Origin of the sequence: Enterococcus sp. AZ104 (genome assembly GCF_050546705.1) — a bacterium.
In the GTDB taxonomy this organism is placed as follows: Bacteria; Bacillota; Bacilli; order Lactobacillales; family Enterococcaceae; genus Enterococcus; species Enterococcus faecalis.
This window is the reverse complement of the sequence record NZ_CP172952.1, coordinates 2,265,595-2,285,000: the sequence shown is the minus strand read 5'-3', so window position 1 is coordinate 2,285,000 and position 19,406 is coordinate 2,265,595. Positions and strand designations below refer to the sequence as shown.

General features: G+C 38.8%; 24 protein-coding genes (1 of these 24 running past the window's edge). All 24 read left to right on the top strand.

The genetic code is table 11. From position 1 onward, the window contains the following. Positions 1-825: the 3' portion of a cell wall glycolipid biosynthesis glucosyltransferase BgsA gene (bgsA, locus tag IGJ37_RS10910; protein ID WP_002359375.1), read on the top strand. 180 nt of this gene lie to the left of the window's left edge; the window shows 825 of its 1,005 coding nt (coding positions 181-1,005); its start codon lies beyond the left edge, outside the window; it ends in the stop codon at positions 823-825. 46 nt (positions 826-871) lie between these two features. Beyond that, positions 872-2,095: a cell wall glycolipid biosynthesis glucosyltransferase BgsB gene (gene bgsB, locus IGJ37_RS10905; protein WP_002389260.1), complete on the top strand. Its 1,224-nt coding sequence runs from the start codon at positions 872-874 to the stop codon at positions 2,093-2,095. A gap of 72 nt (positions 2,096-2,167) precedes the next feature. Further along, on the top strand, positions 2,168-3,058 hold the full coding sequence (locus IGJ37_RS10900) for an NAD(P)-dependent oxidoreductase (protein ID WP_002359377.1): 891 nt from the start codon (positions 2,168-2,170) through the stop codon (positions 3,056-3,058). A gap of 100 nt (positions 3,059-3,158) precedes the next feature. After that, on the top strand, positions 3,159-3,389 hold the full coding sequence (locus tag IGJ37_RS10895; protein ID WP_002379802.1) for a YkuJ family protein: 231 nt from the start codon (positions 3,159-3,161) through the stop codon (positions 3,387-3,389). A gap of 389 nt (positions 3,390-3,778) precedes the next feature. Then, positions 3,779-4,219, top strand: coding sequence for a fatty acid biosynthesis transcriptional regulator FabT (fabT, locus tag IGJ37_RS10890; RefSeq protein WP_002362455.1), 441 nt, complete (start codon positions 3,779-3,781; stop codon positions 4,217-4,219). Positions 4,220-4,234: 15 nt separating this feature from the next. Beyond that, on the top strand, positions 4,235-5,200 hold the full coding sequence (locus IGJ37_RS10885; protein WP_002359378.1) for a beta-ketoacyl-ACP synthase III: 966 nt from the start codon (positions 4,235-4,237) through the stop codon (positions 5,198-5,200). A 52-nt stretch (positions 5,201-5,252) separates the two neighbouring features. Continuing rightward, positions 5,253-5,480: an acyl carrier protein gene (locus IGJ37_RS10880; RefSeq protein WP_002356278.1), complete on the top strand. Its 228-nt coding sequence runs from the start codon at positions 5,253-5,255 to the stop codon at positions 5,478-5,480. Between the two features lie 136 nt (positions 5,481-5,616). Then, entirely contained in the window at positions 5,617-6,573 is a 957-nt protein-coding gene (gene fabK / locus IGJ37_RS10875; protein WP_002356279.1) for an enoyl-[acyl-carrier-protein] reductase FabK, read from the top strand. Between the two features lie 32 nt (positions 6,574-6,605). Then, positions 6,606-7,535, top strand: coding sequence for an ACP S-malonyltransferase (gene fabD / locus IGJ37_RS10870; RefSeq protein ID WP_002378665.1), 930 nt, complete (start codon positions 6,606-6,608; stop codon positions 7,533-7,535). Between the two features lie 3 nt (positions 7,536-7,538). Beyond that, positions 7,539-8,276 carry a 3-oxoacyl-[acyl-carrier-protein] reductase gene (gene fabG, locus IGJ37_RS10865; RefSeq protein ID WP_002356283.1) on the top strand — a complete coding sequence of 246 codons (738 nt, stop codon included), beginning with the start codon at positions 7,539-7,541 and terminating at the stop codon, positions 8,274-8,276. A gap of 18 nt (positions 8,277-8,294) precedes the next feature. Beyond that, a complete protein-coding gene (gene fabF, locus IGJ37_RS10860; RefSeq protein ID WP_002356284.1) occupies positions 8,295-9,530 on the top strand; it encodes a beta-ketoacyl-ACP synthase II in 1,236 nt (411 codons plus the stop codon). Position 9,531: 1 nt separating this feature from the next. Next, positions 9,532-10,020, top strand: a complete 489-nt coding sequence (gene accB / locus IGJ37_RS10855; RefSeq protein WP_002368761.1) for an acetyl-CoA carboxylase biotin carboxyl carrier protein — start codon at positions 9,532-9,534, stop codon at positions 10,018-10,020. A gap of 3 nt (positions 10,021-10,023) precedes the next feature. Then, the gene (fabZ, locus tag IGJ37_RS10850; protein WP_002356286.1) at positions 10,024-10,449 is read left to right on the top strand and encodes a 3-hydroxyacyl-ACP dehydratase FabZ; all 426 of its coding nucleotides are present in this window, start codon (positions 10,024-10,026) and stop codon (positions 10,447-10,449) included. Positions 10,450-10,456: 7 nt separating this feature from the next. Beyond that, positions 10,457-11,827: an acetyl-CoA carboxylase biotin carboxylase subunit gene (locus IGJ37_RS10845; protein WP_002400784.1), complete on the top strand. Its 1,371-nt coding sequence runs from the start codon at positions 10,457-10,459 to the stop codon at positions 11,825-11,827. 55 nt (positions 11,828-11,882) lie between these two features. Then, the gene (gene accD, locus IGJ37_RS10840; protein ID WP_002356293.1) at positions 11,883-12,749 is read left to right on the top strand and encodes an acetyl-CoA carboxylase, carboxyltransferase subunit beta; all 867 of its coding nucleotides are present in this window, start codon (positions 11,883-11,885) and stop codon (positions 12,747-12,749) included. 1 nt (position 12,750) lies between these two features. Further along, the gene (locus IGJ37_RS10835) at positions 12,751-13,539 is read left to right on the top strand and encodes an acetyl-CoA carboxylase carboxyl transferase subunit alpha (RefSeq protein ID WP_002410108.1); all 789 of its coding nucleotides are present in this window, start codon (positions 12,751-12,753) and stop codon (positions 13,537-13,539) included. Positions 13,540-13,760: 221 nt separating this feature from the next. Then, entirely contained in the window at positions 13,761-14,288 is a 528-nt protein-coding gene (locus IGJ37_RS10830; RefSeq protein ID WP_002356296.1) for a YqeG family HAD IIIA-type phosphatase, read from the top strand. Next, positions 14,285-15,394 (top strand): ribosome biogenesis GTPase YqeH, encoded by a 1,110-nt coding sequence (gene yqeH, locus IGJ37_RS10825; RefSeq protein WP_002381381.1) that lies wholly within the window; start codon positions 14,285-14,287, stop codon positions 15,392-15,394. Before IGJ37_RS10830 ends, yqeH begins: the two co-directional genes overlap by 4 nt. Before the next feature lie 23 nt (positions 15,395-15,417). After that, entirely contained in the window at positions 15,418-15,729 is a 312-nt protein-coding gene (gene yhbY / locus IGJ37_RS10820; RefSeq protein ID WP_002356298.1) for a ribosome assembly RNA-binding protein YhbY, read from the top strand. Positions 15,730-15,746: 17 nt separating this feature from the next. Next, entirely contained in the window at positions 15,747-16,406 is a 660-nt protein-coding gene (locus IGJ37_RS10815) for a nicotinate-nucleotide adenylyltransferase (protein ID WP_002365150.1), read from the top strand. After that, the gene (gene yqeK / locus IGJ37_RS10810; protein ID WP_002356300.1) at positions 16,384-16,974 is read left to right on the top strand and encodes a bis(5'-nucleosyl)-tetraphosphatase (symmetrical) YqeK; all 591 of its coding nucleotides are present in this window, start codon (positions 16,384-16,386) and stop codon (positions 16,972-16,974) included. The genes IGJ37_RS10815 and yqeK overlap by 23 nt, the downstream gene beginning before the upstream one ends. Positions 16,975-17,020: 46 nt before the next feature. Next, positions 17,021-17,359, top strand: coding sequence for a ribosome silencing factor (gene rsfS / locus IGJ37_RS10805; RefSeq protein WP_033072556.1), 339 nt, complete (start codon positions 17,021-17,023; stop codon positions 17,357-17,359). A gap of 1 nt (position 17,360) precedes the next feature. Further along, positions 17,361-18,101: a class I SAM-dependent DNA methyltransferase gene (locus IGJ37_RS10800; RefSeq protein WP_002356302.1), complete on the top strand. Its 741-nt coding sequence runs from the start codon at positions 17,361-17,363 to the stop codon at positions 18,099-18,101. An 80-nt stretch (positions 18,102-18,181) separates the two neighbouring features. Beyond that, positions 18,182-19,369, top strand: a complete 1,188-nt coding sequence (locus IGJ37_RS10795; RefSeq protein WP_252671535.1) for a nucleotidyltransferase — start codon at positions 18,182-18,184, stop codon at positions 19,367-19,369. The last annotated feature ends 37 nt before the right edge of the window (positions 19,370-19,406 follow it).

The window sequence follows — 19,406 nt, the reverse complement described above, 5'->3', positions numbered from 1 at the left end:
GTCAGAAAAGCACGTAAACTAGGAAAAAAAGTTATTTATCATGCCCATTCGACAGAAGAAGATTTTCGTAATTCCTTTATTGGGTCTAATCAACTGGCACCATTAGTAAAAAAATATCTTATCAGTTTGTACTCCAAAGCGGATCATTTAATTACACCAACACCGTATTCTAAAACATTGCTAGAAGGATATGGCATTAAAGTGCCTATTTCGGCGATCTCAAATGGTATTGATTTATCACGCTTTTATCCTTCAGAAGAAAAGGAACAAAAATTCCGAGAATATTTTAAAATAGATGAAGAGAAAAAAGTAATTATTTGTGTGGGATTATTTTTTGAACGTAAAGGAATCACTGATTTTATTGAAGTTGCGCGACAGTTACCAGAGTATCAATTTATTTGGTTTGGTGATACACCAATGTATTCTATCCCAAAAAATATTCGACAATTAGTTAAAGAAGATCATCCAGAAAATGTTATTTTCCCAGGTTATATTAAAGGAGATGTCATCGAAGGGGCCTATGCGGCAGCGAATCTCTTCTTTTTCCCTTCGCGTGAAGAAACGGAAGGAATTGTTGTCTTAGAAGCATTAGCTAGTCAGCAACAAGTTTTAGTGCGTGATATTCCAGTTTATCAAGGCTGGCTAGTAGCTAATGAAAATTGTTATATGGGTCATTCTATTGAAGAATTTAAAAAATATATTGAAGGCTTATTAGAAGGGAAAATACCTAGCACTAGAGAAGCAGGCTATCAAGTAGCAGAGCAAAGAAGTATCAAGCAAATTGGTTACGAGTTAAAAGAAGTCTACGAAACAGTCTTATCTTAACAAATATTGAAGGCAGTTATTGTTAGATGAAATGGAGGTAATGAGAGTGAAAATTGGTTTTTTTACTGATACGTATTTCCCGCAAGTGAGTGGGGTAGCGACTTCTATTAAGACCTTAAAAGATGAATTAGAAAAGCACGGCCATGAAGTGTATATTTTTACGACAACCGATCCTAACGCGACTGATTTTGAAGAAGATGTCATACGAATGCCTAGTGTGCCATTCGTATCTTTTAAAGATCGCCGAGTAGTGGTTCGCGGCATGTGGTACGCCTATTTAATTGCCAAAGAATTGGAATTAGATTTAATTCATACACATACTGAATTTGGTGCGGGTATTTTAGGGAAAATGGTTGGGAAAAAAATGAAAATTCCTGTCATCCATACGTATCATACGATGTATGAAGATTACTTACATTATATTGCTAAAGGAAAAGTTGTCCGTCCATCACATGTTAAATTCTTTTCAAGAGTGTTTACAAATCATACGACAGGTGTTGTTTGTCCCAGTGAACGTGTAATTGAAAAATTACGGGATTATGGAGTGACCGCACCAATGAGAATTATTCCAACAGGGATCGAAATTGATAAGTTTTTACGTCCCGATATTACTGAAGAAATGATCGCTGGAATGCGTCAACAATTAGGTATTGAAGAGCAACAGATTATGTTGTTATCGTTAAGTCGAATTTCTTATGAAAAAAATATTCAAGCAATTATTCAAGGGTTACCACAAATTATTGAAAAATTACCACAAACTCGTTTAGTAATAGTTGGAAATGGTCCCTATCTAGAGGATTTAAAAGAATTAGCAGAAGAACTAGAAGTCAGTGAATACGTTCAATTTACGGGTGAAGTGCCAAATGAAGAAGTCGCGATTTATTATAAAGCTGCTGACTATTTTGTCAGCGCCTCAACGTCGGAAACACAAGGCTTAACTTATACAGAAGCGATGGCTGCTGGCGTTCAATGTGTTGCAGAAGGGAACGCCTATTTAAATAATTTATTTGATCATGAAAGCTTAGGCAAAACTTTTAAGACAGACAGTGATTTTGCCCCAACATTGATTGACTATATACAAGCAAATATTAAAATGGACCAAACTATTTTAGATGAAAAATTATTTGAAATTTCTTCTACAAACTTTGGCAACAAAATGATTGAATTTTATCAAGACACATTGATTTACTTTGATCAACTTCAAATGGAAAAAGAAAATGCGGACTCAATTAAAAAAATTAAAGTAAAATTTACATCTTTAAGAAAATAAACTGCAAAACTTTCCTCCTTCGTTTATACTGAAGGAGGAAAGTTTTTTATTTTAAGAACGGAGGAAGCTACTATGTCTAAAATCGGCTTTATTGGAACGGGTGTCATGGGGAAATCAATTATTCGTAACATGATGAAAAACAATTTATCTGTCAATGTTTACAATCGAACAAAAAGTAAAACAGATGATTTAGTTGCTGAAGGAGCAGTTTGGTATGATACGCCAAAAGCAATTGCGGAAGCGAGTGATATCATTTTTACAATGGTTGGCTTTCCTTCAGATGTTGAAGGCGTGTATTTTAATGAAACAGGGATTTTTCAAGCAGATCTTACAGGTAAAATAGTAGTAGATTTAACCACAAGTACGCCGACCTTGGCTGAAAAGATTGCCAAAAAAGCAGCAGAAGTGGGTGCTCATGCGTTGGATGCGCCAGTTTCTGGTGGTGACTTAGGTGCTAAAAATGGTACTTTAACAATTATGGTTGGTGGCGATCAAGAAAGTTATGAGACCGTCTTGCCAATTTTCAAAACATTTGGTAAAACGTTTATGCTACACGGCTCAGCTGGAAAAGGGCAACATACTAAGATGGCGAATCAGTTAATGATTGCAGGCACAATGACCGGTTTGACTGAAATGCTCGTTTACGCAAATGCGACAGGATTAACTTTAGAAAAAGTTCTGGAAACAGTCGGTGGTGGTAGTGCTGCGAACTGGTCATTAAGTAATTATGGACCGCGTATTTTAAAAGAAGATTATACGCCAGGCTTTTTTGTTAAACATTTTATCAAAGATTTAAAGATTGCGTTAGATGAAGCAAAAAAACTTGACCTTCCATTGCCAGCGACGCAAAAAGCGACAGAATTATATGAAAGCCTTGCAGATAAAGGATTTGAAAATGATGGCACACAGGCCTTAATTAAGCTTTGGTGGACAGATGGCAAGCAACCAACGAATAAAAATTAAAGAACAACAAAAAAATCAAAAAAAATGACGAAAAATCATGCAAGTTAGGCAATGTTTTGTTACAATGGTACAGAACTAGTTTGCAAAAGGAGGCCCACTGATGAAACATTCACAACTTGTGGCGATTATTAAGAGACTGGAAGCAATGATCGAAGCAGCAGATAATGAAGTACAAGTACGCCGCTTTGAACGTGAAGGCGTAGAGAAATGTATTGTAAGTTTTGATAAATCAACAGAAACATTTGAATTAACAGAATCTGATACGCACCAAAGCTATCAATTCGATAACATCGATATTGTAGCAATGGAAATTTACGACTTAATTCAATAATTAATCGTCCTACATTTTAATAAGGGAGTGGAGTAGAAGCACCAAAGCTTCTGGTTCACTCTCTTCTCGTATTATCCAGTCAAGTTGTAGCAATAGCTTAGTGGGAGTTTAAGAATTATATAACAAAAATCACTGGCACTTCTCAATCAGGGGAGTGCCAGTGATGCTTTTTAGTTGCACTTCTTTCCTTTTTCTGTGAAAATAGTTTGGGTATCAAAGTAATTGATCCTTTTTTTAAAAGCCTCGTCCCTTGAAAATGCGCCTTTTTTGAAATATTTGAAGAATATTTCATTAAAAATATAGAAAATTCTCTTGCATTCTTTGCTTATTTACGATATAGTTTGAACATCAAATGTTTTGATAATCAAAGTATATGGATGGTGCACAGAATGGAACCTAATTTAGAAACAGTCAACGATTACTTAGTCAGTGTCTTTAATGACATCTTAACGATTGAAGAATCTGAATTGAAAAAATCACAATTTAATGATTTATCCATTACGGAGATGCACACAATCGAAGCAATTGGTATGTACAAGAAAAAAACGTCTTCAGAAGTAGCCAAGGAACTGTCAATTACCGTCGGAACACTTACTGTAGCGATTAACAACTTAGTTAAAAAAGGCTATGTTGAACGTTTGCGTAGTGAAGATGATCGACGTGTAGTAAAGCTTGGCTTAACTAAAAAAGGAAAATTACTTTTTAGAGTCCATCAGCATTTTCATCGTGAAATGGTTAAAAACATTTTGAAAGGCATGGAGCAAGAAGAAGAACAAGCGCTGTTAAGAGCACTAAAAAATCTTCATGATTTCTTGCAAGAATACAAATAAAAAGTGAGGATCCCCATGAAGAATTATGCACGAATTAGTTGTACAAGCCGTTATGTTCCAGAGAATTGTGTCACGAATCACCAACTGAGTGAAATGATGGATACCTCTGATGAATGGATACATTCGCGAACAGGCATTAGTGAACGTCGCATCGTTACGCAAGAAAATACGTCTGATTTATGTCATCAAGTCGCAAAACAGTTATTGGAAAAATCTGGAAAGCAAGCAAGTGAGATTGACTTTATTTTAGTTGCAACAGTGACACCAGATTTCAATATGCCTTCTGTTGCTTGCCAAGTGCAAGGCGCAATTGGCGCTACTGAGGCTTTTGCTTTTGACATCAGTGCAGCGTGTTCTGGTTTTGTCTATGCCTTAAGCATGGCAGAAAAACTAGTCTTAAGTGGTCGTTATCAAACAGGTCTAGTAATTGGTGGCGAAACATTTTCCAAAATGTTGGATTGGACCGATCGCTCCACAGCGGTGCTTTTCGGTGATGGGGCTGCCGGCGTCTTGATTGAAGCGGCTGAGACACCGCATTTTCTAAATGAAAAATTACAAGCAGATGGACAACGGTGGGCGGCTTTAACGTCAGGCTACACGATCAACGAAAGTCCTTTTTATCAGGGGCATGAGCAGGCGAGTAAGACGCTACAGATGGAAGGACGTAGTATTTTTGATTTTGCGATTAAAGATGTTTCACAAAATATTTTATCACTCGTGACGGACGAAACCGTGGATTATCTTCTACTACATCAAGCAAATGTGCGCATTATCGATAAAATTGCACGTAAGACGAAGATTTCCCGCGAGAAGTTTTTAACGAATATGGATAAATATGGCAATACCTCAGCTGCTAGCATTCCTATTTTGTTGGATGAAGCAGTTGAAAATGGGACCTTAATTTTAGGTTCCCAACAACGCGTGGTGCTAACAGGATTTGGCGGCGGCTTAACATGGGGCTCACTGCTCCTAACGCTGTAAAAAACTGTTCACATATAAATGAAGAAAATGACTATTTTGGAGGAATATACACATGGTATTTGAAAAAATTCAAGCAATTATCGTAGAAGAATTAGGAAAAGATGCTGAAGAGGTACAATTAACTACAAACATTCAAGAAGAATTAGATGCGGATAGCTTAGATTTATTCCAAATCATTAACGAAATCGAAGATGAATTTGATGTGAAAATCGAAACAGAAGATGGCATCCAAACCGTTCAAGATTTAGTAACATATGTAGAAAAACAACAAGCAAACTAATACATGAAAATAGGGGGCTGGGACATTTAATTGCTAAATGACCCAGTCCCTAAAAAAACAAGTAAATAAGCCGGAAAAATCCTTTTTTACTTGAATGAAGTGTACTTATCTTAGAACTAAAGGACGTATAAAATCAATGAATCAACAGTTATGTGAGTTGCTTGGAATTAATTATCCCATTTTTCAAGGCGGTATGGCTTGGGTAGCCGATGCTTCATTAGCAAGTGCCGTGTCAAACGCTGGTGGATTAGGGATTATTGCTGGTGGCAATGCCCCAAAAGAAGTCGTAAAAAAAGAAATTAAAAAAGTTAAAGAATTAACGGAGCAACCCTTTGGTGTCAATATTATGTTACTTTCACCTTTTGCCGATGAAATTGTCGATTTGGTTTGTGAAGAACAGGTTCCTGTCGTAACGACAGGTGCAGGCAATCCAGCCAAATACATGGCTCGTTTTAAAGAACATAACATTAAAGTAATCCCAGTAGTTCCTTCTGTTGCTTTAGCAAAAAGAATGGAAAAAATTGGTGCCGATGCTGTCATTTTTGAAGGAATGGAAGCTGGTGGACATATTGGCAAGTTGACCACTATGAGTGGCTTACCGCAAATCGTTGACGCTGTGTCAATTCCTGTGATTGCAGCAGGTGGGATTGGTGATGGTCGTGGTATGGCTGCGGCCTTTATGTTAGGTGCTGAAGCAGTCCAGTTAGGCACACGTTTTTTAATTGCCAAAGAATGCAACGTTCATCCAGATTATAAACAGAAAGTTTTAAAGGCACGTGATTTAGATGCAGTAATTACCTGTCAACATTTTGGCCATCCAGTGCGTACTTTAAAAAATAAATTAACTGCTCAATATAATCAATTAGAAAAGCAAGAACTTCAAAAAGAAGTACCTGATTTAGAAATGTTTGAAAAGATTGGTCAAGGCGCTTTGCGCAAAGCTGTCGTTGACGGGGATATGGATTACGGTTCCGTCATGGCGGGACAAATTGCCGGGTTAATAAAAAAAGAAGAAACAGCCCAAGAAATCATTGATTCACTCATGTCTGAATGCAAAGCGATTGTACATAAGATGAATCAGCGTTGGGGCTAAGTGAATAATTTTAACAAAAAATGAGGTGTCGTATGAAAACAGCGATTTTATTTAGTGGACAAGGAGCCCAGTATCAAGGGATGGGTGAAGAATTATATCACCAAGAAGCGATTGTTCGGGAAACTTTCGATGAAGCAAGTCATATCTTAGGTTATGAGATGGCAGAACTTTGTTTTACTGAAAATGAACGTTTAAATGAAACAGAATATACGCAACCTGCTATTTTAACAGTCAGTGTCGCATTTTACCGTCTTTTGCAACAAAAAGGACTAACGCCTGATGTCGTAGCGGGTTTAAGCTTAGGGGAATACAGTGCTTTGGTTGCCAGCGAGGCTTTGCGTTTTTCAGAAGCAGTGGCCTTGGTCCAAAAGCGCGGTCAGTACATGACAGAAGCAGCACCACAAGGAACTGGCAAAATGGTTGCTGTCATGAATGCTGAGCGTGAAGTAATTGAAAAAGCCTGTCAAGAAGCAAGTGCTTTCGGAATTGTGGCTCCAGCAAATTATAATACACCACAACAAATCGTGATTGGTGGTGAGGTTGCTGCTGTTGATCAAGCGATGACACTTCTCAAAGAAGCTGGTGTGAAGCGAATGATTCCGTTAAATGTGAGTGGCCCTTTCCATACGGCACTGTTACAACCAGCATCAAAAAAATTGGCTCAGGATTTAGCAAAATTGAACTTTCAAACGATGCAAATTCCTGTCATTAGTAATACGACTGCCGAAATTATGCCCCAAGAGGCAATTCAAGCGTTATTGGAAAAGCAAGTCATGTCTGCGGTACGTTTTGAAGACAGTATCGAAACGATGAAGGCTATGAACGTAGGAACGATGATTGAAGTTGGTCCAGGGAAAACATTAACTGGTTTTGTTAAAAAAATTGACAAAACAATTGAAATGCACCGTGTGGAAGATGTTGCAACATTAACAGAAACGTTAACAGCACTTACTGGGAGGTAAAAAATGGAATTAACAGGAAAAAATGTATTTATTACTGGAAGCACTCGTGGGATTGGCAAAGCAGTTGCGTTGGCTTTTGCGAAAGAGGGCGCCAATATTGTTTTAAACGGTCGGAGTGAGATTACGCCAGAACAACGACAAGAAATTGAAGCCTTTGGGGTAAAATGTATTGGCCTTTCTGGAGATATTTCCGATTTTGATGCAGCAGGTGAGATGATTCAAGCAACCGTTGACCAATTAGGCTCGATTGATATTCTGGTGAATAACGCTGGGATTACGAATGATAAATTATTATTACGAATGACAAAAGAGGATTTTAATGCCTGTTTAGATATTAACTTGGTAGGAACTTTTAACATGACCCAGCAAGCGGTTAAACGTATGATGAAACAACGAAGTGGTCGGATTATTAATATGGCTAGCGTTTCTGGTTTAATGGGAAATGTTGGTCAAGCAAACTACGCTGCGAGTAAAGCCGGTGTCGTTGGTTTTACTAAATCGGTGGCACGAGAAGTTGCGCCGCGCGGTATTACCTGCAATGCGATTGCACCAGGGTTTATCCAAACAGAAATGACGGATGTTTTATCGGAAAAAGTTAAAACACAAATGAATGCGCAAATTCCCTTACAAACGTTTGGGCAAGTCGAAGATGTCGCAGCTACAGCGATTTTCTTAGCTAAAAGTCCCTATATTACTGGGCAAGTCGTGAATGTCGATGGCGGCTTAGTCATGCACGGATAAACGAAAGGAGTCAAAAGGATGAATCGAGTAGTTATTACCGGTTACGGTGTCACCTCGCCGATTGGCAATGAACCTGAGACTTTTTTAGAAAGTTTGAAAACAGGGAAAAATGGTATCGGACCGATTAGTAAATTTGATGTTAGTGAAACAGGTGTCACCTTAGCAGCTGAAGTGAAAGACTTTCCAATGGAAAAATATTTTGTTAAAAAAGATGGCAAACGCATGGATAAGTTTTCGTTATTTGGCATTTATGCGGCCTTAGAAGCAATGGCTATGAGTGGCTTGGATACCAGTCAACTAGATGTGGATCGGTTTGGCGTTATGGTGGGTTCCGGAATTGGTGGTTTGGAAACAATTCAAAATCAAGTAATTCGGATGCACGACAAAGGACCTGAACGTGTGGCACCGTTATTTATTCCAATGGCGATTGGAAACATGGTGGCGGGAAATATTGCTTTACGTGTTGGTGCCAAAGGAATTTGTACTTCAACAGTGACAGCTTGTGCTAGTGCAACTCATTCAATTGGGGAAGCGTTCCGCAATATCAAACATGGCTACTCCGATGTCATTATTGCTGGTGGAGCAGAAGCGCCTATTACAGAAATCGGTATTTCAGGATTTGCTTCCTTGACCGCTTTAACAAAGGCGACTGATCCAGAAAAAGCCTCAATTCCCTTTGATAAAGAACGTAGTGGATTTGTGATGGGGGAAGGAGCGGGTGTCTTTATTTTAGAATCATTAGATCATGCTCTAGAACGAGGCGCAACTATTTTAGGTGAAGTGGTTGGCTATGGTGCTAATTGCGATGCCTATCATATGACATCACCAACACCAGATGGGAGCGGCGCAGCGAAAGCCATGGTACTAGCAATGGAAGAAGCGGGGATTTCTCCAGAAAAAATTGGCTATATTAACGCCCATGGAACAAGCACACAAGCCAATGACAGTGCAGAATCTAAAGCAATTGAATTGGCTTTAGGTGATGCCGCAAAAACGGCGTATGTAAGTAGTACAAAGAGTATGACGGGACATCTCTTAGGCGCCGCTGGTGGAATTGAAGGAATTGCTACCCTAAATGCTTTACAACATCAATTTATTCCGCCAACCATTAATGTGGAAAATCAAGATGAAGCAATTACGGTGAACGTTGTTTTAAACGAAAGCAAAGAGCATAAATTTGATTATGCTTTAAGTAACTCGCTAGGCTTTGGTGGCCACAATGCAGTTATTTGCTTAAAACGCTGGGAGGATTAACATGCAGTTAGAAGAAGTAAAAGCACTATTAACACAATTTGATCAATCAACTTTAACCGAATTTGATTTACGAGAAGGCTCGTTTGAATTATATATGAATAAAAATACAGTTTCTGGGCGAAGTGCCGTAGAACCAGTGGCGCAACCACAAGAAACACCAGTAGCCGCTAGTGGTGTGTCAGTGCCTGTTGAAACAGTTTCTGTCGCTGAAGAAACTCCAACCAACACACCGACAGCCAATGAAAAGACAGAAGAAATTACGTCACCCATTGTAGGAATCGTTTATTTACAACCAGCACCAGATAAAGAGAACTTTGTCAAAGTAGGAGACACTGTTAAAACGGGTGACGTTGTGTGTATCGTTGAAGCGATGAAATTAATGAATGAAATTACGGCGACAGTTGACGGTGTGATTACGGAAGTGTTAGTCAACAATGAAGATGTGGTTGAATTTGGTCAGCCGCTATTCCGAGTTGCTAAAGGAGAATAAAACATGAAATTAACAATTACAGAAATTCAAGAAATTTTACCACATCGCTATCCCTTTTTATTATTAGATAGTGTTGAAGAAGTCATTCCCGGGGAACGCGTTGTAGCGAAAAAGAATGTAACGGTTAATGAGCAAGTTTTTCAAGGTCATTTTCCTGGGAATCCTGTTTTGCCAGGAGTTTTAATTATTGAATCGTTGGCTCAAGCAGGCGCCGTGGCATTACTTTCAATGCCTGAATTCAAAGGGAAAACGGCATACTTTGGTGGATTAGATAAAGCAAAATTTAGACAAAAGGTAACACCAGGCGACACATTAATTTTAGAGGTTGAACTTTTAAAAGTCCGCGCTTCTGCTGGAATGGGTAAAGGTGTGGCAAAAGTTAATGGAAAAAAAGTTGCCGAGGCTGAATTAACCTTTATGATTGGATAGGTGAAAAATGTTTTCGAAAGTATTAATCGCAAACCGCGGAGAAATCGCTGTTCGTATTATTCGTGCCTGTCGCGAATTAGGCATTCAAACAGTTGCTGTTTACTCTGAAGCGGATCAAGAAGCGTTACACACACAGTTAGCAGATGAAGCCATTTGTATTGGACCGGCGAAAGCAACTGATTCTTATTTAAATGTTCAAGCTGTTTTAAGTGCAGCGATTGTTACCAATGCTGAAGCGATTCATCCAGGGTTTGGTTTCTTATCTGAAAATAGTCAATTTGCTTCAATGTGCGAAGAATGTAACATTACTTTTATCGGTCCTAAAGCAGAAACGATTGATGCAATGGGCAATAAAATAAACGCACGTCAACTGATGCAAAAAGCCAAGGTACCTGTTATTCCTGGGAGTGATGGCGTCATTGATTCTGTCGAAGAAGCGTTGACGATTGCTGAAGAAATTGGTTACCCAGTGATGTTAAAGGCAGCTGCTGGTGGTGGCGGAAAAGGAATCCGAAAAGTTCTTTCAAAAGAAGAGTTACCGAAACACTTTACTTCAGCGCAGCAAGAAGCCAAAGCCGCATTTGGTAATGATGATATGTATTTAGAAAAAATTATTTATCCAGCACGTCATATCGAAGTGCAAATTTTAGGTGATCAATATGGGCATGTGATTCACTTAGGAGAACGTGATTGCTCACTACAAAGAAATAATCAAAAAGTGTTAGAAGAATCACCATCGATTGCTATTTCTGAAGAAAAGCGTCAGATGTTAGGCGAAACGGCCGTTCGAGCGGCACAAGCTGTGCATTATGAAAATGCCGGAACCATTGAATTTTTGATGGATCCAGCTGGCGACTTTTATTTCATGGAAATGAATACCCGCATCCAAGTCGAACATCCAGTTACGGAAATGGTAACAGGGATTGATTTAGTCAAAGCACAATTAGAAATTGCTTCAGGTGAACCTTTAGGCTATACCCAAGAGGATGTTACCATGACTGGGCATGCGATTGAGTGCCGAATTAACGCTGAAAATCCTGCCTTTAATTTTGCTCCTTCACCAGGTAAAATTCAAAATCTCTTGTTGCCTAGTGGTGGAATGGGCTTGCGTGTAGACAGCGCTATGTATTCAGGGTATTCAATTCCGCCTTATTATGATTCAATGATTGCAAAAGTCATCGTACATGGTGAAAATCGTTTTGATGCCTTGATGAAAATGCAAAGGGCTTTAAATGAAATTGTAACAGAAGGTATTATTACGAATGCCGAATTCCAATTAGATTTAATTACACATGACAATGTTTTGACAGGTGACTATGACACAAGCTTTTTACAAGAAACATTTCTACCAAATTGGGAGCCAGAAAGCAATCATTAAAGAAAGAACGCCGCAAGAGCTGTGCTCTTGCCGCTAAAATACGAGGAGTAAGCAAATGGCATTATTTAAAAAGAAAAATTACATTCGCATTAATCCAAATCGTGCTGATGCAAATGATGCATCAAAGAAGCCTTCTGTTCCAGATAATATGTGGGCAAAATGCCCTTCTTGTAAGCGAACACTGTATACAAAAGAAATGGGTGCAGAAAAAATCTGTCCGCATTGTGGCTATAGTTTTCGGATTGGTGCATGGGAACGATTAGCGATAACCGTTGATGAAAAAAGTTTCCACAATTGGGACAGTGAATTAGTGACAAAAGATCCACTAAATTTTCCTGGTTATCTTGAAAAAATTGAAAAAATGCAAGAAAAAACTGGGCTAGATGAAGCTGTCTTAACGGGAGAAGCAACAATTGAAGGACAAGCTGTTGCAATTGGAATCATGGACGCTAATTTTATCATGGGCAGTATGGGAACGATTGTTGGTGAAAAAATCACACGCTTGTTTGAGCGGGCGACAGAAAAGCATTTACCAGTAGTGATTTTCACTGCATCTGGTGGTGCCCGTATGCAAGAAGGAATTTTTTCATTGATGCAAATGGCGAAAATTTCGGCCGCTTTGCAACGGCATAACAAAGCAGGGCTGCTGTATCTTACGGTATTGACTGATCCAACGACTGGCGGTGTTACCGCAAGTTTTGCGATGGATGGCGATATTATTTTGGCAGAGCCTCAGAGTTTAATCGGTTTTGCTGGCCGCCGTGTAATTGAACAAACGATTCGTCAAGAGTTGCCAGATGATTTTCAAAAGGCCGAGTTTCTTTTAGAACATGGTTTTGTAGATCAGATTGTGCCAAGAAATCTTTTGCGTCAACGATTGAGCGACTTGTTACGTTTACATTCTTTGGAAGGGTGGCGCTAACATGGAAAAGAAAACAGCCAATGATGTTGTTACCTTGGCAAGAGCCCAAGATCGTTTGACAACTTTAGAATATATAGAAGCAATTTTTGAGGACTTTTTAGAATTTCATGGGGATCGTTACTTTGCCGATGATTTAGCTGTAGTCGGTGGTGTTGCTACTTTGCAAGGCAAACCGGTTACAGTAGTAGGTATCCAAAAAGGCCGAAATCTACCAGAAAATATTGAACGTAATTTTGGTTCACCTAATCCTGAAGGGTATCGCAAAGCGTTACGTTTAATGAAACAAGCGGAAAAATTTAATCGACCAGTCATTACCTTTGTGAACACTGCTGGTGCCTATTGTGGAATTGGTGCCGAAGAGCGGGGAGAAGGGGAAGCCATTGCGCAAAACTTGTTAGAAATGTCTGATTTGAAAGTGCCAATCATTTCAGTCATCATTGGTGAGGGCGGTAGTGGCGGTGCTTTAGCGTTAGCAGTCGCAGATGAAGTTTGGATGTTGGAACACACGATTTATGCGGTTCTTTCGCCAGAAGGTTTCGCCTCTATTTTGTGGAAAGATGGCAGTCGTGCGAAAGAAGCAGCAGAATTGATGAAAATCACAGCGACAGAGCTGAAGGAATTAGCTATTGTAGATAAAGTAATTCCAGAAGTTATGAACGGTCAGCCTCTGGAACAAACAAAAATTAATCGGATGTTACAAAAAGCGTTCATTTCAAAATTAACTGAATTAGCTAAATTAGATACGGAAACGTTACTAGAAAAAAGATACCAACGTTTTCGCAAATATTAGAAGTTACTACTCATCAACGAACTTTTCAGGGGTTGATGGGTGGCTTTTTTTATTTTTTCTTTTATTTTACTTGTTCTTTTACAAGGAACGACCGTCCTTTATAGAAATTTTCAGTAAAATGCAGTATAATACAATAGGTAGAGACTGAAGCATAATTGTTTAGTTATGTTTCAGTCTCTTAAAATCGAAGAAACTACATAGTGTCAGTGAGAGGAGTCACGATGTTTTCAAAATATAAACCGACATGGATGATTGATGCGATTTATAAAATTACCCCCGCACAATTAAAAAAACTAGGGATTAAGGCAGTACTAACTGACTTAGATAATACGTTAATTGCTTGGAATAATCCCGATGGAACAGAAGAATTAAAAACTTGGTTATTAGAAATGAAAAATGCAGGAATTACTGTCCTCGTTGTTTCAAACAACAAAGACAGCCGGATTAAACGCGTTGTTGAAAAGTTTGACTTAGATTATGTAGCACGTGCCTTGAAACCAACCGCACGTGGCTTCAAATTAGCAGAAAAAAAATTAGGCTTGAAGCCATCTGAAATGTTAATGGTCGGCGATCAGATTATGACAGATATTCGGGGAGCTAACGCAGCGGGTATACGCAATGTTTTAGTTCAACCGATTGTCGATACAGATGGCTGGAATACTAGAATCAATCGGTTCTTTGAACGGAAAATTATGAAATACTTATCAAAAAAACATCCAGAAATGACATGGAGAGGCGGATTAGAATGACAGAGGCAATTCATTGTATTGGCTGTGGTGCGATTATCCAAACGGAAAATCCTCATGAATTAGGCTATACACCAAAAACAGCTTTCGAAAAAGGAATGGAAACAGGGGAAGTTTATTGCCAACGTTGTTTTCGCTTAAGACATTATAATGACATTCAAGATGTCCAATTAACAGACGATGACTTTTTACGTTTATTGAATGGTTTAGGAACAGAAGATGCACTGATTGTGAACGTAGTGGATATTTTTGACTTTAATGGCTCTCTTATTCCAGGACTGCATCGTTTTATCGGAGATAATCCTGTGTTGTTAGTTGGCAATAAAGTGGATATTTTGCCTAAATCATTAAAAAAACCTAAAATGGTTCAATGGATGAGAGAACGGGCCCATGAAGCAGGATTACGCCCTGTTGATGTTTTACTAACAAGTGGCAAGAAACCACAAGAAATGCAAGAGTTATTAGATACGATCGAAAAATATCGTGAAGGCCGAGACGTTTATGTCGTAGGTGTGACCAATGTTGGAAAATCAACATTAATCAATCAAATCATTCAACAAACAGTGGGTGTTCAAGATGTGATTACGACATCACAATTTCCTGGAACAACGCTAGATAAAATTGAAATTCCATTAGACGATGGCCACTTCTTAATTGATACGCCAGGAATTATTCACCGTCATCAAATGGCACATTACCTAGGTAAAAAAGACTTGAAAATTATTGCACCGCAAAAAGAAATCAAACCGAAAGTTTACCAATTAAATGCTGAACAAACCTTGTTTTTAGGTGGCTTGGCTCGCTTTGATTATGTCCAAGGTGCTAAAAGTTCCTTCATTGCCTACGTTTCCAATGACTTAAATTTACACCGAACAAAAACAGCAACCGCCGATGCTTTTTATGAAAAACATGTTGGTGGCTTATTGCAGCCCCCACGTGCCGATGAAGTCGCTGAGTTTCCTGAATTAGTGCGCTTTGAATTTTCCGTGAAAGAAAAAACGGATATTGTGTTTGCTGGTCTAGGTTGGATTACTGTCACAGAACCTGGTGTAGTCGCTGGTTGGGCGCCTAAAGGTGTCGATGTTTTACGTAGAAAAGCATTAATTTAAATTTTAGAGAGAAGGCAAACAATTTGAAACTTAGAGGAAAACAAAAACGTTATTTACGTAGTCAGGCACACCATTTACAACCTATTTTTCAAGTAGGCAAAGGTGGTTTGAATGACGCAATGATTACACAAATTGATGAAGCGTTGGAAAAACGTGAATTGATTAAAATTACGTTATTACAAAATACAGATGAAGTAGCAGAAGAGGTTGCAGAAGAACTAACAGCAGCCATTCATTGCGATGTGGTACAAATCATTGGTCGCGTGTTGGTCTTATTCAAGCCATCAAGTAAAGAAAAATATCAAAAAATTTCAGCAGCAGTCAAAGAGATTTAATATTGGAGGGATGAACAATGGGAGAAAAAAGACAAGCGCGTCAAGGAGCGGACGTTCTCTTGCAAGAGGAACCGTTACGTTTTCAAACAAGAAAGCAAGTCGGCTTGTTAGGTGGTAATTTTAATCCCGTTCATTTAGCACATCTTGTCATGGCCGATCAAGTTCAAAATCAACTAGGTTTGGACAAAGTTTACTTAATGCCTACGTACTTACCACCACATGTAGACGAAAAGAAAACAATTAGCAGTGAACATCGGTTAGCGATGTTAGAACTAGCAGTGGCTGATAATCCCTGCTTAGATATTGAGCCAATTGAGTTAATTCGCAAAGGCAAAAGTTACACGTATGATACGATGAAAGCTTTAAAAGAAGCCAATCCAGATACTGATTATTATTTTATAATTGGTGGAGATATGGTGGAATACTTGCCCAAATGGCATCGGATTGATGACTTACTCCATTTAGTTCAATTTGTCGGCATTCGGCGTCCTAATTATCCAACGGAATCTACCTATCCAATTATTTGGGTCGATGTTCCGCAGATGGCGATTAGTTCCACTTTGATTAGACAAAAAGTCAAAAGTGGTTGCTCAACACGCTATCTTCTTCCAGAGAATGTGATAAACTATATTCAAGAGAAGGGACTGTATCAAGATGAGCTGGATAACAAATTATGATGCTGCACAACGTGAATTATTAATGCAAAAAGTTCAAATGCAAATGAGTGAACGTCGCTTTCGCCATGTGTTAGGAGTCGAGGAAACAGCTGTGGCCTTGGCAGCGAAATATGGTGCCGATGAAGCCAAAGCCAGTATTGCTGCTTTGACGCATGATTACGCCAAAGAACGTCCAAACGATGAATTCGAGTTGATTATTCGCCGAGATGGTTTTGATTTGGCTTTATTAAACTATGGCAATGAAATTTGGCATGGCTTAGTTGGGGCGGATATTGTTCAACGGGAATTAGCCATTGATGACGAAGAAATCTTGCAGGCAATTCGTGTGCATACAACTGGGGCTGCTAAGATGAGCTTGCTAGATAAAATTATTTATGTCGCAGATTACATTGAACCAGGACGTGATTTTCCAGGTGTGAAAGAAGCCCGTGAAATTGCCCTTGTTGACTTAGATGCAGCGGTTGCTTATGAAACGAAACATACCTTGTTACATTTGATTGAACAAGAACATAAAATTTATCCAAAAACGTTAGAGACCTACAATCAATGGGTCGTTAATCAAAAATAAAAGAAGAAAGAATTACTAGGAGGGAACTATCATAGATAGCCAGAAAATTTTAGAAATTGCTGTCAAAGCAGCAGATTCAAAACGAGCAGAAGAAATTGTCGCATTAGACGTAAGAGAGATTTCATTATTAGCAGATTATTTTTTAATTTGCCAAGCCAATAGTGAACGTCAAATCAATGCGATTGTTGATGAAATTAACGAACAAGAAGCCAAAAATCAAGTAGAAGTCAAGCGTGTGGAAGGTAAAGAAGGCGGAAAATGGATTTTAATCGATTTAGGCGATGTTATTGTCCATGTATTCCAATCTTCAGAACGTGCCTTTTACAACTTAGAAAAATTATGGTCAGATGCCCCAATGGTTGATCTAAGCGCTTGGGTCGACTAAAATGGCCTATGAAACGTTTGCTTTCGTCTATGACGAAGTGATGGACGAAAGCCTATACCAAAAATGGTTGGATTTTTCCAATCGTCATCTCCCACAAGGAACCCAACAAATTCTTGAAATGGCTTGTGGTACAGGCGCTTTAGCAGTTGATTTCGCGAAAAGTGGTTACGATGTGACGGCCTTAGACTTATCAGAAGAAATGTTGATGATTGCTAGTGAACGGGCCTTTGAAGAAGAAGTGCCAGTTCAATTTGTTCAGGGAAATATGCTAGATTTATCTGAAGTGGGACAATACCAAGCCATCACTTGTTTTTCTGATTCACTGTGCTATATGGCTAATCGCCAAGAAGTACAACAAGTGTTCGATGAAGTTTATCAAGCGTTAGAAGAGGAAGGAACGTTCATTTTTGATGTTCATTCTACTTACAAAATTGATTCAGTTTTTCCAGAATATAGCTATCATTATCAAACAGAAGAATTTGCTTTTCTATGGGATAGTTACGCTGGTGAAAAAGAACACAGCATCGAACATTTCTTAACATTTTTTGTGAAAGAACAGGAAACAGATGAGCACTTTGTTCGGTATGATGAATTGCATCAAGAACGAACCTATTCGTTAGATAACTATTTACGAATGTTAGAAAGTGCTGGTTTCATGAACGTCAAAGTTTATGCAGACTTTACAGATGAAGCACCAACTGAAACAAGTGAACGCTGGTTCTTTGTTTGTCAAAGAGATTAATAAGATTTGGCTTATGAGCTTGGGACAGCGCTTAAAAACGTTTGTCTCTTTGCTGATAAGTCCATTTTTTTATAACGGAGGTGGCTAAAGTGAAAGCCTGTGGCATTATCGTGGAATATAATCCCTTTCATAATGGACATCGCTATCATGCCCAACAAGCTCGCCAACAAAGCGGAGCTGAAGTAGTGATTGCTATAATGAGTGGAAATTTTTTACAAAGAGGAGAACCAGCCTTACTAGATAAGTGGGCCAGAGCAGAAGAAGCTTTGCAAAATGGTGTGGATTTAGTCATTGAATTGCCGACAGCTTGGTCGGTACAGTCTGCGGATTACTTTGCCAAAGGCGGTATAAAGTTATTGCAGGCGTTGCAATGTGAGAGCTTATGTTTTGGAACAGATAGTACAAGCGCAATTGATTATGCGGCTTTCGGCCAGTTTGTCCAAGAAAATCAATCCTTAATTGATCAAACGTTCCACGCATTGACAGACAAACAATTGAGTTATCCACAAAAAATGACTGCTGTTTTTCGTCAAGTATATCCTGAAAGCAGGTTTGATTTTTCTTCGCCTAATCATATTTTGGGGATGAGTTATGCAAAGGAAAATGCCACGTATCCAACCCCGATGACGCTCTACCCAATTGCTAGAAAACAAGCGGGCTTTCATGATGCAACGATTTCTGGGAAAGTTGCTAGCGCCACGGCGATTAGGCAAAGTGTTTTTCAACAAGAAATAACGCAAGTGTTGCCAACGGTGCCTTCTATAACCGCACAACATTTACAAACACAGGCAATGATTTCATGGGAAAACTACTGGCCCTTCCTAAAGTATAAAATTGTTCAATCCTCGTTAGAAGAGTTACAAGCCATTTACCAAATGACGGAAGGACTTGAATATCGACTAAAAGATCAAATCCAAGCAGCAGGTTCTTTTCACGAATTAATGGAACGTATGAAAACGAAGCGTTATACTTGGACAAGATTGCAACGATTAGCAACCTATATATTGTTAAATATGACCAAAGAAGAAGTTGAAACTGTTTGGCAATACAGCTATCTCCATGTGCTAGGATTTACGCCAAAGGGACAAGCTTATCTAAAAGAAACCAAAGCACAAATTCAATTGCCGGTAATTTCCAAAGTATCTAAAGAAAACCGCGCAATGCTTTCGTTAGATATTCGCGCCAATCAACTATACCAGATGGGAGATTCTTCTTTAAAAGAACAAAATTTTGGTCGGTTTCCCTTACGATTTTCGCCAGATACCTAAAAAATACTTAACAAAAATCAGTTTCCCCAGTATAATA

Bases quoted from the DNA above. Each gene is read 5' to 3' on its own strand.
- IGJ37_RS10815 (WP_002365150.1), top strand. From the start codon at position 15,747: ATGGGAGAAAAAAGACAAGCGCGTCAAGGAGCGGACGTTCTCTTGCAA.
- fabZ (WP_002356286.1), top strand. From the start codon at position 10,024: ATGAAATTAACAATTACAGAAATTCAAGAAATTTTACCACATCGCTAT.
- yqeK (WP_002356300.1), top strand. From the start codon at position 16,384: ATGAGCTGGATAACAAATTATGATGCTGCACAACGTGAATTATTAATG.
- accD (WP_002356293.1), top strand. From the start codon at position 11,883: ATGGCATTATTTAAAAAGAAAAATTACATTCGCATTAATCCAAATCGT.
- IGJ37_RS10835 (WP_002410108.1), top strand. From the start codon at position 12,751: ATGGAAAAGAAAACAGCCAATGATGTTGTTACCTTGGCAAGAGCCCAA.
- yqeH (WP_002381381.1), top strand. From the start codon at position 14,285: ATGACAGAGGCAATTCATTGTATTGGCTGTGGTGCGATTATCCAAACG.
- fabD (WP_002378665.1), top strand. From the start codon at position 6,606: ATGAAAACAGCGATTTTATTTAGTGGACAAGGAGCCCAGTATCAAGGG.
- fabK (WP_002356279.1), top strand. From the start codon at position 5,617: ATGAATCAACAGTTATGTGAGTTGCTTGGAATTAATTATCCCATTTTT.
- accB (WP_002368761.1), top strand. From the start codon at position 9,532: ATGCAGTTAGAAGAAGTAAAAGCACTATTAACACAATTTGATCAATCA.
- IGJ37_RS10880 (WP_002356278.1), top strand. From the start codon at position 5,253: ATGGTATTTGAAAAAATTCAAGCAATTATCGTAGAAGAATTAGGAAAA.
- IGJ37_RS10900 (WP_002359377.1), top strand. From the start codon at position 2,168: ATGTCTAAAATCGGCTTTATTGGAACGGGTGTCATGGGGAAATCAATT.
- IGJ37_RS10895 (WP_002379802.1), top strand. From the start codon at position 3,159: ATGAAACATTCACAACTTGTGGCGATTATTAAGAGACTGGAAGCAATG.
- IGJ37_RS10830 (WP_002356296.1), top strand. From the start codon at position 13,761: ATGTTTTCAAAATATAAACCGACATGGATGATTGATGCGATTTATAAA.
- IGJ37_RS10800 (WP_002356302.1), top strand. From the start codon at position 17,361: ATGGCCTATGAAACGTTTGCTTTCGTCTATGACGAAGTGATGGACGAA.
- fabG (WP_002356283.1), top strand. From the start codon at position 7,539: ATGGAATTAACAGGAAAAAATGTATTTATTACTGGAAGCACTCGTGGG.
- IGJ37_RS10885 (WP_002359378.1), top strand. From the start codon at position 4,235: ATGAAGAATTATGCACGAATTAGTTGTACAAGCCGTTATGTTCCAGAG.
- fabF (WP_002356284.1), top strand. From the start codon at position 8,295: ATGAATCGAGTAGTTATTACCGGTTACGGTGTCACCTCGCCGATTGGC.
- IGJ37_RS10845 (WP_002400784.1), top strand. From the start codon at position 10,457: ATGTTTTCGAAAGTATTAATCGCAAACCGCGGAGAAATCGCTGTTCGT.
- fabT (WP_002362455.1), top strand. From the start codon at position 3,779: ATGGAACCTAATTTAGAAACAGTCAACGATTACTTAGTCAGTGTCTTT.